Consider the following 15955-nt stretch of genomic DNA (forward strand, 5'->3'; position numbering starts at 1 on the left):
TGTCTGCGTCACACCCATCCGCGGACCTCCGTCGGCGTCAAGGAGCGTTCCAGCTTGAGGTATTCGGTGCGGGCTCCCGCGAGCATGTGCCGCATCTGGAGCGCCTCGCCCTCCTCGGCGGCGAGGAACGCGCCGGACAGGGCGATGTTGCGGATCGAGCCGCCCGCCACGGTCAGCTGCGCGAGCAACCGCGGGTCGATGTCCTTCACCGGGGCCTGTGACGGCAGCACGCGGCGCCAGATCTCGGCGCGTTCGTGCTCGGCCGGGAAGGGGAAGTCGACGACGAAGCGGATGCGCCGCAGGAAGGCGTTGTCCAGGGCCTTCTTCATGTTGGTGGTGAGGATGGCGAGGCCGCGGTACGCCTCCATCCGCATCAGCAGGTAGCTGACCTCGAGGTTGGCGTACCGGTCGTGGCTGTCCTTGACCTCGCTGCGCTTGCCGAACAGGGCGTCGGCCTCGTCGAAGAGCAGGAGCGCGCCCCCGCGTTCGGCGGCGTCGAAGACGCGGCGGAGGTTCTTCTCGGTCTCGCCGATGTACTTGCTGACGACCTGCGAGATGTCGATGACGAACAGGTCGAGGCCGAGTTCCTTGGCCATCACCTCGGCGGCCAGGGTCTTCCCGGTGCCGGAGCCGCCGGCGAAGAGCGCGGTGACGCCCAGGCCGCGGCGCAGGGTGGCCGCGAAGCCCCACTCCTGGTGGACGACGGCACGCTGACGCACATGCGCGACGATCTCCCGCAGCACGGCGGTCTGCCGCTCGTGCAGCACGAGGTCGTTCCAGCCGGCCTGCGGTTCGATACGGCGGCCGAGTTCGTCCATGCCGACCCGGGCCTCGTCCATACCGGCCCGCCAGGCCAGGCCGGCGGCGTCGAGCTCGTCCTCGTGGGGCAGTTCGCGGCGCACGGTGGCGGCGGCGGACCGCACGACGTGCGGCGGCAGCTGGAACTGGGCGATCAGAGACCGGAGTTCGTGCTCCTCCAGGTCGGTCACCTCGCTGAACGCGTCGGTCCACAGAGCCAGTTGCTCTTCGTCGTCCAGTCGCGGCACGCTGACCCGGGTGCCGTGCGGGCGGTCCGTGCGGCGCGGGTCGGCGCTCGACACCACGACCGGTACGGCCGCCCCGGCAAGGAACGCCTCCGTGGCCGCCTGCTGGTCCCGGTCCGGCTCGCCGAACTCCAGGAGCAGCGCGGCGGGCAGCAGGATCGCCTCGCGCTGCCACAGCCGGGCGAACAGGTCGCGTTCGGCGGGGTCGACGGGGATGTCCTCGGCGCTCAGCGCGTACAGCCCGAGTCCGGCGCGCGCGGCGGCCGCGGCGGCGATGTCGGCACGGCTGCGCAGGTCGCCGCCGACCAGTTCGACGAGCAGCGGCGCGTCGGGGCGGGCGCCGTCCGTCCAGCCGGCCGCGACCCCGCTGGCGGCGAGGTCGTACGACGGTGGCAGCCGGTCGGGCACCGGCGTGCGACGCAGCCGGCCGTGCAGCCGGGCGTCCAGGTAGGGCGAGCCGAGCAGGAAGTGCAGGATGCGTTCGTCGAGCCGGAGCCGGGAGGTCGTCAGCCGTGACGCGTCGTCCGGCTCCACGATCCGCCAGCGACGCAGCGGCGACACGGGCGGCAGCGCGCTCCAGTGCGGTTCGTCCAGGGCGGCCAGGGCGAGCGAGAACGTCGGGTACGCCCGCTCCGGATCCCCACTCGCGGCGGCACACCGGGCGCCGGTCGTCGGCTCCAGCTCCTGCGCGGCGGCGAGCAGCACGAGGTCACGCTCGAACACGGTGAGCCCGAAGCAGGCGACCAGGGCGTCGAGGGGGGCGGTACCGGGACCGTCGACGACGGCCCCGGGCACGGGGGTCTGCGTGGCGTCGGGCCCCTCCGCAGGCGTACCGACACGGTCGGGGGCGGCACCGCTGCCGTCGGGATCCCGCGAGACGCCCTGCGCGGCGCCGCTGCCGCGGCATTCATCCGCGACGCGCTCCGCATCCGCGTGCTCCCGCGACACCTGCCGCGCGGCCGTCCCGGCAGCACGTCCGTCCACAACGCGCCCCGCACCCGCACCGTCCTGCGCAGCGCGACGCGCGGCCGTGGCCCCGAGTGTCTCCCCCGCCGCTCGTGCCGCATGAGCGTCGACGCGGGCCAGGACACGCCGGATCTCGGCCGTCAGCGTCGGGCCGACGCCCGGCGCGGCGGCAGCCGTCGACCCCGCCCCGGCCGTGCCGTGCGCTCCCATGTCCTCACCTGCCCCCGCCGCTCCCATGTGCCTCAGTTCTCCGTGTCCTCGTCGCCGTCCGTGTTCTCCGCCACCTGCCGGGTCTGCGGGGACTTCGCGGACTTGGCGGCCGTCTTCCTCACGGCCCTGGCGGGCGGCACCGGCTTACGTCCCCGGGTCGCCTTCGCGGGGGTCTTCGCCGCTGTCTTGGCGACGGCCTTCACAGGTACGTCGGACGGCTCCGCGGCACCCTGCGAGGGCGGTCCCTCGGCCGCCGGCTCCGGCGAAGCGCCCCCAGACGGCACCGTCGGCACCGGCGCCCCCGGCGCCCCGAACGGCAGCACCCGCACCTCCGGCCGTTCCACCGGCTTCGCCGGCACCGGCGTCTCGCGCCCGTCGATGAGGACCAGGGCCGCCTGGTAGACGACCGACAGCGTGTACGGCGTCTGGTGGAGCATCCCCCACAGCTTGGACGTCTCGTCGACGTCCATCACCGTGGGCGTGAACCGCACCCGCTGTACCGCCCCGGCCAGGTCACTCCCGCTCAAGTGCGGCCGCTGACCGGCGAGTTCGATGATGTCCCCGGGCAGTACGGGTATCTCGTGCAGGGTGCGCACCACCGAGCCGATCAGGCGCTGCCCGACCAGTTCCGCCTCCTCGCCGTACGCGCTGATCAGGTAGTGCAGGTCGAGCGCGGCGGCCGGCCGCCGGACCAGCGTTCCGTCGGACGCCCGGACCGGCAGGTCGTTGTTGCGCTGTGAGGTGTTGGGCGTGACCTGGTACAGGAACACGGTGATGGTCGGCTCGAGAGGCGGGTCGGCCGGCGGCTTGCGCGGCTCGACCTTCACCGCGATGTCGATGTCCGGCGGAAGGTTGGCCTCGATCAGCAGGGCGAGGGCCTGGGTGACATGGGCGAGGGCAAGTGCGTTGCTCATGGCGTCGGTTCCTCGGTCCCTCTCCTCGTCCTGATCCTGCTCGTCGTACGGCTGCCGTGCCGTCGCGTCTCAGTCACTCGCGCCCCCTGGCCAGATAGTCCGCGAGGCTGACCGCGGCCCGGGGGCGCTCCGCGTCCCGTGGCCGGGGCCTGTCGCCACCGCCCTGCGGCGCGCCGCCCGCGGTGACCTCCAGCCGCCCGATCTGCACCTGCACCACCTGCTCGGCCGGGCGCCCGGGACGGCGGGCCGCGGCCTGCCGGACGGCGTCCCGTGCGGCCGCCGTGTCCGCCGCGCTGGGGAGCAGCGGGGCGGACACGGCGGCGGGGGAAGCGGCGTCCGTACCAGGGGGGGTCGGCACGGACGCCGCGTTCGTGGGGGCCGCCCGCTCGGTGCGGCCCCGGCCCGCCGCGCGGCGGGCGGTGTCGGGGACCGGCCGCAGCACGGGGCCCGTGGGGGTGACGGGACGCAGCAGCGGCCCTTCGGCCTCGGCCGGCCGGGCCGGCCGGAGTGCGGACCCGTCGGGTGCCGGGGCCTGCTCGGTCCGTACGACCGTCCGCTCCCGTTCCGTACGGACGACCCCGGGGGCCGCCGGGCGCGTCCCGTCCGGGCGGGCGACGGCGGCCGGGGCGGCGACGGGCCACAGCGGCTCGGTGCCGTCCGGGTCCGGTCCGGCGGCCCGTACCGCCTCGACGCGTTCGAACGGGCCGGCCAGCCGCGGCCGTACGCGCACCACGCCGGGTCGCCGCGCGGCGGGCGTCGCGTGCCGGTCGAGCAGCCGGTCGAGGAAGTCGGGCTCCGGCCGCCCTTCCGTGGTGGAGTCAGACATCCGCACACAGCTCCAGGTAGTAACGGCGCCGCAGCGGGCTGAGCGCCAGGATCTCCGGCTCGCTCCAGCCGTACGCGGTGGCGAGCAGATGGACGTCGAGCAGGAGGTCCCGGGCCCAGGCGTCCAGTTCGGTCCACAGGTAAGAGGCGATGTCCAGCTCGGCCCGGGTGGGCTCCCCGCATTCGGGGCAGGCGATGTTGAGCGTGACGTCGGCCCCCGGGTCGGCGGCCTGGGCCGCCTCGGCGATCCGTCGCTGCACGGCGACGGGCAGCGTGTCGGCGGACACGGGCCGCCCGTCGCGCACGGCGGTGACCACACACCGAGCGAGCAGCGCCCGGCGCGGGTCGGGGTCCCGGGCCGCCGCCGTCAGATCGGCGACGCCGGGCACCCGGAACTCCACCTCCCAGCCGTCCTCGGCGACCCGCACCAGCGGCTCGCCCCGGTCGGCCAGGGTGCGGGCGAACTCCCCGGCGGCCAGCTCGAACTCCATGTCCGCGCCGCACGCCGGGCACTCGAGGCGCACCTGCATCCGCTCGCCGAACAACGCCCGGCGCAGCGCGAACAGATCTGCCTCCCGCTCCCCCACCGGGAGCGACAGCAGCGCCTGCTGATCGCCGCCCAGGTCGGGCCGGGCAGCCCGGTGCAACAGCACCGCCCGCCCGGCCGGCGCCTGCCCGAGCCCGGACTCCCAGGTGGCCAGGACATCGGCCGCCCGCGTGATCACCTTCTGTCCCCCCTTGCCAGTGTCCGAACAGTTCCCATGAACCCACGCGGTTCAGCAGCGCCCTCGAAGGGCGCGGGGAACTGCGCGACCAGCCACGACGCGCCGGCAGACAACAGACGGCCGATCGCGGCACTCCCCGCGGTGCGCTACGCCGGGTTGAGGAACGAGGGCTCTTCCGGCTCCGGAACCTCGTAGTCCCGCTCCCAGCCCTCGCACTCGAGCTTCAGCGACTGGATGGCCACCGCGTTGGCGTTGGCGTCCAGTTCGCCGAGGACCTGGTACTCACTCGGCCAGGTCCGGTAGAGCTTGTGCGAGACGGCGACCTGGCCCGCCTCGTTGAGGACCTGGATGACGATGTCCTTGCGGAAGTCCGCGAGGGACACCTCCGAGCCGAGGCCCGCGCCGACCTGCCAGACCTTGTTGGCCCAGCGGTCGAACTCGGGGTCGTGCGTGACGCCGCGCTCCAGGGTGATGCCCTCGAACTCGGAGCGGCCCGGCGACTTGCGCGGGGACGAGGGGTCGCCGCCGTGGCGGTGCTTGACGACCTCGGTGGTCCGCTTCAGCGGACTGATCTTGCTGATACCCGCGACCGTCCGACCGTCCCACAGGACCAGGAACTTGAAGTTCTTGTACGGGTCGAAACGATGGGCGTTGACCGTGAACTCTGCCATCGAAATGTCCTCAGGGATTCCTTGGAGCGTTCCTTAGAGCGCGAACTGTCCGGACGTCTGCTGGATCTTGACGACCACGAACTCGGCCGGGCGGACCGGCGCGATACCGACCAGGACGTTGACGATGCCGTTCTCGATGTCCTCGTCGGTCGTGGTGTCGCTGTCGCACTTGACGAAGTAGGCCTCGCGCGGTGTGCCGCCCTTGAAGGCGCCCTGGCGGAAGAGCGTGTGCAGGTAGGAGGAGGCGCTGAGGCGGATCTGCTGCCACAGGTTCTCGTCGTTGGGCTCGAACACCACCCACTGCAGGCCCCGCTGGAGGCTCTCCTCGACGTGCAGGGCGAGCCGCCGCACCGGCACGTACTTCCACTCGCTGTCGAGGGCGTCGGAGCCCTCCAGCGTGCGCGCGCCCCAGACGACCGGGCCGGTCACCGGGAACGTCCGCAGGACGTTGACGCCGAGCGGGTTGAGCAGGCCGGTCTCGCGGTCGGTCAGGTTGACCGTGAGCGAGTGCACGCCCGCGAGCCGCGCCTCGGTGCCGGCCGGGGCCTTCCACACGCCGCGCTCGGAGTCCGTACGGGCGATGACGCCGGCGACCGCGCCGGACGGCGGGAAGGAGCGCAGCCGGCCGGTGAGCGGGTCGGTGAGCTGGAGGTGCGGGAAGTACAGGCCCGCGTGGTTGCCGCGGACGGCGTCGTACGCGGCGAGCCCGGCACGGGCGGTGTCCACGCTGACCCAGGTGCTCGGCGCGTCGACCAGCAGGAAGATCCGCCGCTCCCGGCACAGCCGCTGGGCGGCCGAGACGACGGTGACGGCGTCCTCCGCCTTCTCGTACGCCGCGAGTTCGGGCAGCACGAGCAGGTTGACGTCGGCGACGCCGCGCAGCGCCTGGATGCCGGACTTGTCGGCCTCGGAGCCGATGAGGTCGCGCGGTCCGGGCGCCTCGCCGTCCTCGCCGCCCTCCAGCGGGAAGACGGGCGGGTTGACTGAGGCCTCGAGGCCGAGGTCGTTGGCGCACTCGCCGAGGAAGCGGACGACGTCCTCGGGGTCGGTGGAGCCCGCGACGACCTGGACGCGCCGGCCGAAGGCGGTGACCTCGGCGCCGGCGAAGGCGTGCTTGCCGGGCGCGTCGGGCAGGGCGCGCAGCTTGCGCTCCAGCAGCAGCGCCAGCTCGGCGACGGAGTGCGGGGCCTCGCCGTCGCAGTCGGGGTCGTGGAGCGTGAACTCCCGCTCGACGTCGCCGATCTTGACGGTGAGGTCGACCGCGAGGTCGGGCAGCTCGTGCCCGAACGGCTTGGAGACGGTGCCGGACGGGTCGGGCCGGCCTTCGCCGACGACCTCGACGCGGATCAGCCGGGAGCCGGCGTTGACGACGGTCTGCACGTACCGGCCGCTGGACGGGTCGGCGGACAGACCGGTGAAGCTCTCGCGGGCCTCGCCCTTGGCGTCGTGGACGCGCAGGTTGAAGGTCTCGTCGGGGCAGGGCGTGTCGTAGTCGACGGCGACACGCAGGCCGTTGCCCCACACGCCGGGTTCCTTGGCGTGCACCTTGAGGACGTCGCACTCGCTGTGGCCCTCGGTGGACTCCAGCGTGACGCAGGCGGCCTGGCCGCTGCCGGCCTTGGCGACCCGGACGATCACGGCGACGGTGCCGCCGTTGCCGAAGAACTGGTGAACGGCGTAGCCGACGGCGCTCTGGGCGCTCAGGCCTCCGAAGCGGCGCTCGAACTCCGTGAAGCTGGTGACGCGCACCGGCTCGTTCAGCGGACCGCGGCGGGTGTGGCCCACGAAGGCGGTCACCGAAGTGGTCAGGGTCGAGATGGTGCGGGTGCTGCTGGGAAGCTCTTCGACGTAGACACCGGGATACGTCGGCTTGGCGGCGCTCACTGCACTCATCGGCATTCCCCCTCCTAATCCCTGTCTCGGGCACCGGATGAAGGCACCAAGAGACGGTGAGGGAGGGACGTTCCGGCCGTGCGCGAGGAACTGCCCCCCGAGCGTCGGCGGTGGGCACGCGCACCTCATCAGTTCCCCCGTCAGTACCCGCGCGGTTCGGTCGCACAGGTCAAGCAGCGCGCTTGTGACTCCTGATGCTCAAGTGCTCAATCCACCTTGGTGCGTTCGGAGTTGACCGAACAAGACAGGTTCTGGCCAGCACACTGGAAGGTTTTGTGAAGGCAAACTTCCCTGATTCGCACATCCCGCCCGCGCGCCCTCGTGGACTGGCCCACACTTCGCGCACAGGGGGTGTGAACGCGGGCGGCGGACACGCCTGGGAGGCCGCGCGTTTCCGGCGACGACGGCCCATCCGCCCAGTGCGCTCCCCGACTTCTCCCCGAGTCGTTCATCGGACAGTGGCCGGTTTCGTATGGGCGACATGGACGCGTACGGAGTTGACCGCGGCCTTACGTGTCGCGTCTTCGAGTGCCCTGTTTCGACCGGGACATGCCCGACCCAAACGCCAGGCCGCGCCACCCCTTCCGGCGCCTAGAAATATCTACGAGCATGACTGGGCCGGTCCGGCACCGCGGATCTCCCGGATCTCCGTGGGGCCACCGGTCCGAGTCCCGCGTGCGTCCTTCGGGGCGCGCCGACTGTGCCTGGGGTGGCCATGCAGAGCGTCATGTGGAAGCAAGCCGTCGAGTGGCTCGCCGCGGCCGCCACGGACCCCCAGGAGTGCAAGCGCGAGTGGGACTACGGCGCGGGCACGGTTCTCGTGGAGGCCGGGCGCTACTGGGACGTGCTGAGCGTTCCCGACCGGCTCGGCCTGCTCGCCCTGGACTACCTGTGGCGCGACCCGCTGAAGGTGCCGGGCCCCACCCTGGTGGACTGCACGGCACGCAGAGTGGGCTTCTTCCTGCCGCCCGACCCCGTCAGCGAGTGGGTGGGGTTCGGGGTACGGCACGTCGGCCGTGGTTCCTGGGTGGCGGTACCGCCGCCGTACCGGCCCGCCGGCCGCCTGGAGTGGCTCGTCCCACCGGACGGCACCGGTGCCCTGCACTCCCCCGGCACCCTCGAGTCGGCCCTGCGCGAGGCCACGGGCACCCTCGCGGTCCTGGCCCCGGTCAGCGCGGAGCCGGTGGCCCTTGACGGCTGGTGAGACGTGCGGCGGCGGCAGCCGGGTGGGGACCGGTTGGGGCGACCGGGCCCAGGTGCGGGCCGGTGTTCCACGCCGGGACGGCCGTCCAGGTCTCGCTCTCGGTCGGCGCGGCGAAGGAGACCCACTGGCCGTCACGGTGCTCCGGGGTGGCGTGACCCCTCGCCTCCCACTCGGCGACCAGGGCCGCGTAGATCGGCGGATGGCCCGAGTATCCGCTGGTGAGTTCGGCGTACGGCCGGGACGCGGCGTCGTTCCCGAGCAGGCGCCACGCCGTCGCAGTGCTGTCCATGCCCGGGCAACGCGACGCCGCGCGCCGGTGGTACGCGGCCGGGACCCCGTCCGTCGGGTCGAGTGAACCCGTCACCCGTACGGCGGCACACGGGGTCCGGACAAACATCCAGTCAGGCGGTCGCCCGTTCAGAGCAGAGCCACTTCCCGGCCAGTCATCCGGAACCCCGGACCCCGGTCCGCCGGTTTCCTCGACCGGGCCCGGCGCATCCGGTAACACTGGCCTCACGCCGAGAACCGGTACGACGGCTACGACGGCAGGGAGAGGCCATGTCACAGCGCCCTGACCTCCGGCAGCGCAGGGCCGTGCTGGAGCACGAGTGGTCCCACTGGGTACCGCGGCTGAGCGTCCCCGGCACACGGCCGGGCGACAGCGCGGCCCTGCGCCACGAGGTGACCGAGTCCTGGGCGCGCTCGCTGGGCAGTGTGGACCCCGGCCGGGACAGCGCCCCCGTCACCGACGGCGGCCCGGTGCACCAGCGCTGGACGTCCTCACCGCTGTACCGGCCGGTCTCCGGCCTCGCCGGCGAACTGCACAGCATCGCCGAGGACGCCGGCTTTGTCACCGCGGTCACCGACGAGTCCGGCACCATCCTGTGGACCTGCGGCGGCCCGACCATGCGCCGCAAGGCCGAGCGGGTCAACTTCGCGCCGGGCGGCCGGTGGGACGAACAAGCCATGGGCACCAACGCCCTGTCCCTCGCACTGCGTACCGGCCGCCCCAGCTCCGTCTTCTCCGCCGAGCACCTGGTCTCGGCCCTGCACGGCTGGGTCTGCTACTGCGCCCCCGTGCACGGCCCGGACGGCCGCGTCCTCGGCGTACTGGACCTGTCCACCACCTGGGACCGCTCGCACCCCCTGGCCATGTCCACCGTACGGACACTGGTGTCCACCATCGAAGCCCGCCTCTCGACGGAACACGACCGCCCGGGTCAGCCGAGCCGGACGAGCCGGTTGCGGCTCACCTGCCTGGGCGCCGAACGGGCGGCACAGGAGTCACCCGGTGGTCGGCGACTCCCCCTTCGCCCTCGCCAGTTGGAGATCCTCACCCTGCTCGCGCTCGAACCCGACGGCTACTCCCCGGAGCGGCTGCGCGCCGCCCTGTACGGCGACCGGCCGGTCACCGCGTCCACCTTCAAGGCAGAGATCTCCCACCTGCGCCGCGCCCTCGGCGGCGGCATCGCCCCCCGCCGTTACGCCCTGACGATCCCGGTGTCCTGCGACGCCGCCGACGTCCTGCGCGCACTGGAGCAGGGCGACACGGAGACCGCCCTGCGCCGCTACGGCGGTCCGCTGCTGCCCCGTTCCGAGGCACCCGGCATCGAGGAGTGGCGCACCCGCATCGAAGTGGCCGTACGCGGGGCCGTGCTGGCGAGCACCCGCCCGGACCACGCCCTGCGCTACGGCGAACGGGCCCCGTACGACGCGGAGATCCACGAGCACGCGCTGCGGCTGCTCGCCCCGGAGGACACGCGCCGCGCGATCGCGGCGGGCCGGCTGACCACGGCCCTGCGCGACTGACGCCCGCGCGCGGCGGCCCGGTCCCGCGGCGCCAACCTCGCGCCAACCTCGTGGGAGCACAGTGAAGGGCGTCACCCGTCACCGCCCTTCACCGAGGAGAGCCGCCATGGTGTACGCGCAGCCAGGAACCGACGGCAGCATCGTCAGCTTCGCCCGGCGCTACGACAACTTCATCGGCGGTGACTTCGTCGCCCCGGTCGAGGGCCGCTACTTCGAGAACCCGAGCCCGGTGACCGGCAAGGTCTTCTGCGAGGTGGCCCGCTCCTCCGCCGCCGACGTCGACTTGGCCCTGGAGGCGGCGCACCGGGCGGCCGGCAAGTGGGGCCGCACGTCGGTCGCGGAACGCGCGGGCGTCCTCAACAGGATCGCCGACCGCCTGGAGGAACACCTGGAGAAGATCGCGGTCGCCGAGACCTGGGAGAACGGCAAGCCGGTCCGCGAGACGCTGGCCGCCGACATCCCGCTGGCCGTCGACCACTTCCGGTACTTCGCCGGTGTCGTCCGCGCGCAGGAGGGCAGCATCGCGGAGATCGACGCCGACACGGTCGCGTACCACTTCCACGAGCCGCTGGGCGTGGTCGGACAGATCATCCCTTGGAACTTCCCGATCCTGATGGCCACATGGAAGCTGGCCCCCGCGCTGGCGGCGGGTAACTGCGTCGTCATCAAACCGGCCGAGCAGACCCCGGTCAGCCTGCTCTACGTCATGGAACTGATAGCGGATCTGCTGCCCCCAGGCGTGGTCAACGTCGTGAACGGCTTCGGCGTCGAAGCGGGCAAGCCGCTGGCCTCCAGCCCGCGCGTGGCGAAGGTGGCGTTCACCGGGGAGACGACGACCGGCCGCCTGATCATGCAGTACGCGAGCGAGAACATCATCCCGGTCACCCTGGAGCTGGGCGGCAAGAGCCCGAACATCTTCCTGCCCGACATCATGGACGCGGACGACGACTTCCTGGACAAGGCCGTGGAGGGCTTCGTGATGTTCGCCCTCAACCAGGGCGAGGTGTGCACCTGCCCGTCCCGTGCCCTGATCCACTCCTCCATCTACGAGGACTTCATGGCCCGTTGCGTCGCACGCACGCAGGCCATCGTCGGCGGCGACCCGCTGGACCCGGCCACCATGATCGGCGCGCAGGCGAGCAACGACCAGTACGAGAAGATCCTCTCCTACCTCGACATCGGCAGGAAGGAAGGCGCCGAGGTCGTCACGGGCGGCAACCCCCGGGCCGTCCCCGGCCTGGAGGGCGGCTACTACATCGAGCCGACGATCTTCCGCGGCAGCAACGACATGCGGATCTTCCAGGAGGAGATCTTCGGCCCGGTCGTCTCGGTCACGACCTACGACTCGGTCGACGAGGCCCTCAAACTGGCCAACGACACCCTGTACGGCCTGGGCGCCGGCGTCTGGACCCGCGACGGCAACACGGCCTACCGCCTGGGCCGCGAGATCAAGGCGGGCCGGGTCTGGACCAACTGCTACCACGCGTACCCGGCACACGCGGCGTTCGGCGGCTACAAGAAGTCGGGGATCGGCCGCGAGACCCACAAGATGATGCTGGACCACTATCAGCAGACCAAAAACATTCTTTGTTCCTACAGCCCTCAGAAACTTGGCTTCTTCTAGAGCCTGAAGTCGGGTTGCCCGGGGGCATCGTGCGGCTCCAGGCAACCCGACACGGCAGGTACGCACTTCAATCAATTGGGGTCTTCTCCTGACGTGAACAAGACCGGGGCTGCTGCACGGATGGGTGACACCTGACCTGGCCTGCTGAGAGGCGGCCTGGAAGGATGTCGCAGTGCCCAAGCAGTATCCGAAGGAGTTCCGCGAGGACGTCGTACGGGTCGCGCGCAACCGCGGGCCCGGCGTCGCGCTGGAACAGATCGCCGCCGACTTCGGCGTCCACCCGATCACGCTGTCGAAGCGGCTGCGGCGCGCCGACACCCCCCGACGAGGGCGCCAGGCCGACAGCAGCGTCGGGTGAGTCGGCCGAGCTGCGCGAGGCCCGCAAGCGCATCCGGCTGCTGGAGCAGGAGAACGAGGTCTTCAGGAGGGCAGCGGCGTATCTGTCGCAGGCGAACCTGCCGGCAAAAATGATGTACCCGCTCGTCCGCGAGCTGGCCGCCGCTGATGCCCCGCACAGGGTGCCGGTGGCGGTGACGTGCCGGGTACTCGGGCTGGCCCGCCAGCCCTACTACCGGTGGCTGGACAGGCCGCAACCGCTCGGCGTACTCGTGTCCCTGCTCCTGGTGGCACACCTTCTGCGCCCATGCGATCGGAAGCAAACGAGTTCGCGACTTCCTGTACCTGTTTGCGCTCCCACCCGCGTGTCCATCAGGGCTCTACGGGCCCCTGCGCGCGGGGTCGCCTTCAGACAGCCGGACGGTCTTGTCTTCGACGACCTCAAATCCAGCGCTTTGTTCCTCAAATCCACAACTCACGGTTGAGGATGTGGGCGGAAGGCCGCCGCTGGGTGAGGAGGCAGCGCTGGCCTCGGTGATGGTCTTGGTCGTGAACCCGACGCGGTCGACGAACGGCCGGAAGAAACCGGGGGCTGCCGCGACGAGCGCATGGGCGCGGCACGCGGTGATCGTCTGCGCCCGACGTTCCATGCCTGACACGATGCTGCGCACGGCCTTGTCGACGGTGCACATCCGCCACAGTCCCCGTTCGTTTCCGCCCCACAGGCGCCGGCCTGCCGGATCCGCGTGGATCGCGTCCAGCATCGGCGTTTTGAGGAACGTCGGGTGCAGGGTCCCGACGCCAACGCCGAGGTGCCGCACTTCCAGACGGATGCTGTTGCACATCGCCCAGACTCCGGCCTTGCTAGCTGTGTAGGGAGCCTGGAGCGGGGAGTGCACGAAGGCCGCCATGGAGGAGATGGCCAGCAGGTAGCCGCGTTGACGCTCGACGTGCGGCAAGGCGGCTTTGAAGGTCCGCCAGACTCCAGTCAGGTTGACGTCGACGACGCGTTCGAAAGTTTCGGGGTTCAGGGTGGCCATCGGGGCAACGGCGCTCACGCCGGCGTTGGCGATGACGACGTCGATGCGACCGAAGTGAGCGGCGGCGCGGTCGACCGCCGACCGGACGTTGTCGAGATCGGTCACGTCCGCCTGCGCCGCCCATGCGACGAGGGGACCGCCGAGGGCGTCGGCCTGAGCGGCGACAGCGGTCCCGTCGAGGTCAAGGAGGGCGAGGTGCGCACCTCTGCGACGCAACGCCTGGGCGACTGCAGAGCCGAGTCCGCCTGTGGAGCCGGTGATGGCGACGGTGCGTCCAGCGAGGTCATACCGGAGCATGGGACCCTTTCGGGGCTCGTCCGCGCCTGGTCAGGTGACCAGGGGTGCGTCGGTTGCGGGCTTGGAGGCGGTGGTCTCGACGGTGTCGTGCCCAAGAGACTCGGGGGCCGACGGCAGGGGAAGACGGCGCCGCAGGGGAGACGGCAGCCACCAGTTGGCAGCTCCCGCCAGCTTGATGACGGCAGGCACCATCAGGGGGCGGATCACCACCGCGTCCAGGAGGACGGACAGGGCCACCGTGACAGCGATGACCTTCATGTCGGTCACGTCTGTCGCCGCGAGTGAGAGCAGGACAACGAGGACTACGGCAGCGGAGGCGGTGAACAGAGGCGCAGCGGCCTGCAGCCCCTCGGCCGTCGCTCGGGCGGTATCCCGGGACCGGTTGTACGCCTCGCTGACGCGGGCCAGGAGCAGAATTTCGTAGTCCATCGACAGACCGAACGCGAGGAAGAACGCGATGAACGGTAGCGCGAGGTCAGTGGTGCCGGTCACGGTAAAGGCACCGACCAAGTGGCGAAGATGACCTTGCTGAAAGACGTAGACCATCGCGCCGAAGGTCGCCGTGAGGCTCAAGAAATTGATCACCAGAGCCTTGAAAGGCAGGAAGAGACTTCGGGTGAAGACGAGCAGCAAGGCCAAGGTCGCGACGACGACAACAGCCAAGGCCGGGGGAAGCCGCTGAAAAGTGACGTCGCGGGTGTCGAGAAGTTCTGCAGTGGCGCCGCCGGTGAGGGCAGGTGCGGGGGCTGGCTGAGTACGGATGGTGTCCAGGAGGTGGGCAGCTGCAGCACTGTAGGGCCGGGGGGCGGAGTTGAGGGCCAGCCAAGTCCCGGTGGGCAGGGTGAACCGCCGTACCCCGGCGCACGGGCGGTGCACGGCTGGTTCAGCGGTGGTATCGCAGCGGTCGCCGACGGACTTTCCGTCCAGGTAGGTGCCGGTCGCGGTACGCAGTCCCTGGACGCCGGGCAGCTCGGAAAGGCGGCGGGCGTAGGTGTCGAGGCGATCAGCATCGCCGGGGCTGGCGGGGCGCCAGCCGGGCAAGAAGACGTCGACCTCGGTGCCTACCTGGGGGAAGCCGGCGCGCAGGTCTTCCGCGGCGGTGACGACGGGGGATCCGGCGGGCAGCACCCGCTCGTCGCTCAGGCCGAGGTTCACGTCGCGGAAGGGCAACGCGAGCAGGACCAGCAGGGCTCCGGTGAGCATGAGGACGGCAAGCGGGCGGCGCATGACGGCGCTCGCCAGGCTGTGCCAGCGGGCCGCGGACCGGGCGGTCTGCCGGCGACGAGCTAGGAAGTCGCGCCCGGCCCGGCGTTCGCCGAGACAGGCGAGGGCCGCAGGGACGATCAGCAGTGACGCCGCGGCGGCCAGCAGGACGACGCTAATGCCGGCCATGCCAAGGGAGCGCATCAGCGGGACCGGGAAGAGCAAGAGCCCCAGCAGGGAGACGGCAACGACGCCGGCGGAGGCGGCGACGGTGCGACCGGCGGTGCGGACGGCGGTGATCACGGCCTCGGGGTGCGGACAACCGCCGGCGATCTCCTCGCGGTAGCGGGCGACGAGGAAAAGGCTGTAGTCCACGGCAAGGGCCAGACCGACGGCTGTAGTGAGACTGAGGGCGAAGGTGGAGACGGGGGCAGCTGTGGTCAGGACGCGCAGGATCGCGGTGGTGCCGGTGATGGCGACGGCGCCGACGGCAAGGGGCAGCGCAGCCGTCGCCATGCTGCCGAAGATCAGGAGGAGCAGTACGAGGGTGACGGGCATGGCCAGAAGTTCCGTACGCAACAGGTCCTGCTCGCTGTGCAGTTGGAACTCGCGGGTGACGACGGCCTCGCCAGCTGCCTGGATCTCCAAGGGCCTGTGTGGGCGGGCAGCGTGGACGAGGACGCGTTCCGTGGCGTCGTGCCGGACGTGCTCTGTCGCATCGAGCCACAGGGCGACGAGGGCCGCGTGCCCGTCGGCGGCGCGCAGCATTGGGTCGGGCGGGGACGGTGGCGTACGAGCGGGGTTGGTTGGGATGAGAGGGCCCGTCCAGTACGAGTCGACGCCGGTGACGCCGGGTACCTGGCGCAACTCCTCGGCAAGTCGGGTGCCGGCAGTGCGCGCAGCCGGATCGTCGACGGACCCGGTGGTGCGGACGAGGAGCAACAGGGGCGGCATACCCCCGTGGGGGGACTGCGCCAACCGGTTGCGTACCTGCGCTGCCGGGGTGTTCTCGGCAAGCCAGCCGCCGCTGCTCAGGTTTGCAGAGACTCCGGCGGACAGCAGACCCGTGAGGACGACGAAGAGTGCGGCGGCGGCCAGGACGAGCCGGTTGCGGCGTACTGCCCACCGGGCGAGCGCGGCCAGGGAGCCCGGGATGTGCGAGCGGTCGGGGTGCAGGGGTGGCTCGCACATCACA

The 15955-nt window shown here is 71.6% G+C and carries 13 protein-coding genes; 4 read left to right on the forward strand and 9 right to left on the reverse strand.

What is annotated here, in order from left to right; genetic code table 11:
• Window positions 1-8: 8 nt before the first annotated feature.
• The 6 genes from ACIBK5_RS03535 to ACIBK5_RS03560 all read right to left on the reverse strand — a co-directional run bounded on the left by ACIBK5_RS03535 (window position 9) and on the right by ACIBK5_RS03560 (window position 7253).
• Complete coding sequence (locus tag ACIBK5_RS03535) at window positions 9-2219, reverse strand: ATP-binding protein (protein WP_399015689.1); 2211 nt, start codon at window positions 2217-2219, stop codon at window positions 9-11.
• Between the two features lie 32 nt (window positions 2220-2251).
• Window positions 2252-3133 carry a Pvc16 family protein gene (locus tag ACIBK5_RS03540; RefSeq protein WP_399015691.1) on the reverse strand — a complete coding sequence of 294 codons (882 nt, stop codon included), beginning with the start codon at window positions 3131-3133 and terminating at the stop codon, window positions 2252-2254.
• Between the two features lie 73 nt (window positions 3134-3206).
• Window positions 3207-3959: a hypothetical protein gene (locus ACIBK5_RS03545; RefSeq protein WP_399015694.1), complete on the reverse strand. Its 753-nt coding sequence runs from the start codon at window positions 3957-3959 to the stop codon at window positions 3207-3209.
• The gene (locus ACIBK5_RS03550) at window positions 3952-4683 is read right to left on the reverse strand and encodes a hypothetical protein (protein WP_399015697.1); all 732 of its coding nucleotides are present in this window, start codon (window positions 4681-4683) and stop codon (window positions 3952-3954) included. Before ACIBK5_RS03550 ends, ACIBK5_RS03545 begins: the two co-directional genes overlap by 8 nt.
• A gap of 146 nt (window positions 4684-4829) precedes the next feature.
• Window positions 4830-5354, reverse strand: coding sequence for a phage tail protein (locus ACIBK5_RS03555; protein ID WP_004003113.1), 525 nt, complete (start codon window positions 5352-5354; stop codon window positions 4830-4832).
• A gap of 33 nt (window positions 5355-5387) precedes the next feature.
• Complete coding sequence (locus tag ACIBK5_RS03560) at window positions 5388-7253, reverse strand: phage tail sheath subtilisin-like domain-containing protein (protein ID WP_399015700.1); 1866 nt, start codon at window positions 7251-7253, stop codon at window positions 5388-5390.
• Between the two features lie 709 nt (window positions 7254-7962).
• Here ACIBK5_RS03560 and ACIBK5_RS03565 point away from each other — a divergent pair.
• Entirely contained in the window at window positions 7963-8451 is a 489-nt protein-coding gene (locus tag ACIBK5_RS03565) for a hypothetical protein (protein WP_189724575.1), read from the forward strand.
• On the opposite strand, the gene ACIBK5_RS03570 is transcribed toward ACIBK5_RS03565, so the two are convergent.
• A complete protein-coding gene (locus ACIBK5_RS03570; protein WP_399015702.1) occupies window positions 8417-8740 on the reverse strand; it encodes a hypothetical protein in 324 nt (107 codons plus the stop codon). The two genes, ACIBK5_RS03565 and ACIBK5_RS03570, sit on opposite strands and share 35 nt — an antisense overlap.
• Before the next feature lie 269 nt (window positions 8741-9009).
• Here ACIBK5_RS03570 and ACIBK5_RS03575 point away from each other — a divergent pair, with 269 nt between their 5' ends.
• From ACIBK5_RS03575 to ACIBK5_RS03585, 3 genes are all read left to right on the forward strand, one after another.
• Window positions 9010-10260, forward strand: a complete 1251-nt coding sequence (locus ACIBK5_RS03575; RefSeq protein WP_399015704.1) for a transcriptional regulator — start codon at window positions 9010-9012, stop codon at window positions 10258-10260.
• Between the two features lie 106 nt (window positions 10261-10366).
• A complete protein-coding gene (gene adh / locus ACIBK5_RS03580; protein WP_399015706.1) occupies window positions 10367-11884 on the forward strand; it encodes an aldehyde dehydrogenase in 1518 nt (505 codons plus the stop codon).
• A gap of 172 nt (window positions 11885-12056) precedes the next feature.
• Window positions 12057-12242 carry a hypothetical protein gene (locus ACIBK5_RS03585; RefSeq protein ID WP_399015708.1) on the forward strand — a complete coding sequence of 62 codons (186 nt, stop codon included), beginning with the start codon at window positions 12057-12059 and terminating at the stop codon, window positions 12240-12242.
• A gap of 358 nt (window positions 12243-12600) precedes the next feature.
• Here the strand turns inward: ACIBK5_RS03585 and ACIBK5_RS03590 are convergent, their stop codons facing one another.
• Complete coding sequence (locus ACIBK5_RS03590; protein WP_399015710.1) at window positions 12601-13557, reverse strand: SDR family NAD(P)-dependent oxidoreductase; 957 nt, start codon at window positions 13555-13557, stop codon at window positions 12601-12603.
• Window positions 13558-13587: 30 nt separating this feature from the next.
• Window positions 13588-15951, reverse strand: coding sequence for an MMPL family transporter (locus ACIBK5_RS03595; protein WP_399015712.1), 2364 nt, complete (start codon window positions 15949-15951; stop codon window positions 13588-13590).
• Between the last annotated feature and the right edge of the window lie 4 nt (window positions 15952-15955).

Origin of the sequence: Streptomyces sp. NPDC050546 (assembly GCF_044457425.1) — a bacterium.
GTDB lineage: Bacteria > Actinomycetota > Actinomycetes > Streptomycetales > Streptomycetaceae > Streptomyces.

Bases quoted from the DNA above. Each gene is read 5' to 3' on its own strand.
- ACIBK5_RS03570 (WP_399015702.1), bottom strand. From the start codon at position 8,740: ATGGACAGCACTGCGACGGCGTGGCGCCTGCTCGGGAACGACGCCGCG.
- ACIBK5_RS03575 (WP_399015704.1), top strand. From the start codon at position 9,010: ATGTCACAGCGCCCTGACCTCCGGCAGCGCAGGGCCGTGCTGGAGCAC.
- ACIBK5_RS03545 (WP_399015694.1), bottom strand. From the start codon at position 3,959: ATGTCTGACTCCACCACGGAAGGGCGGCCGGAGCCCGACTTCCTCGAC.
- ACIBK5_RS03540 (WP_399015691.1), bottom strand. From the start codon at position 3,133: ATGAGCAACGCACTTGCCCTCGCCCATGTCACCCAGGCCCTCGCCCTG.
- ACIBK5_RS03555 (WP_004003113.1), bottom strand. From the start codon at position 5,354: ATGGCAGAGTTCACGGTCAACGCCCATCGTTTCGACCCGTACAAGAAC.
- ACIBK5_RS03535 (WP_399015689.1), bottom strand. From the start codon at position 2,219: ATGGGAGCGCACGGCACGGCCGGGGCGGGGTCGACGGCTGCCGCCGCG.
- ACIBK5_RS03595 (WP_399015712.1), bottom strand. From the start codon at position 15,951: ATGTGCGAGCCACCCCTGCACCCCGACCGCTCGCACATCCCGGGCTCC.
- ACIBK5_RS03565 (WP_189724575.1), top strand. From the start codon at position 7,963: ATGCAGAGCGTCATGTGGAAGCAAGCCGTCGAGTGGCTCGCCGCGGCC.
- ACIBK5_RS03590 (WP_399015710.1), bottom strand. From the start codon at position 13,557: ATGCTCCGGTATGACCTCGCTGGACGCACCGTCGCCATCACCGGCTCC.
- adh (WP_399015706.1), top strand. From the start codon at position 10,367: ATGGTGTACGCGCAGCCAGGAACCGACGGCAGCATCGTCAGCTTCGCC.
- ACIBK5_RS03560 (WP_399015700.1), bottom strand. From the start codon at position 7,253: ATGCCGATGAGTGCAGTGAGCGCCGCCAAGCCGACGTATCCCGGTGTC.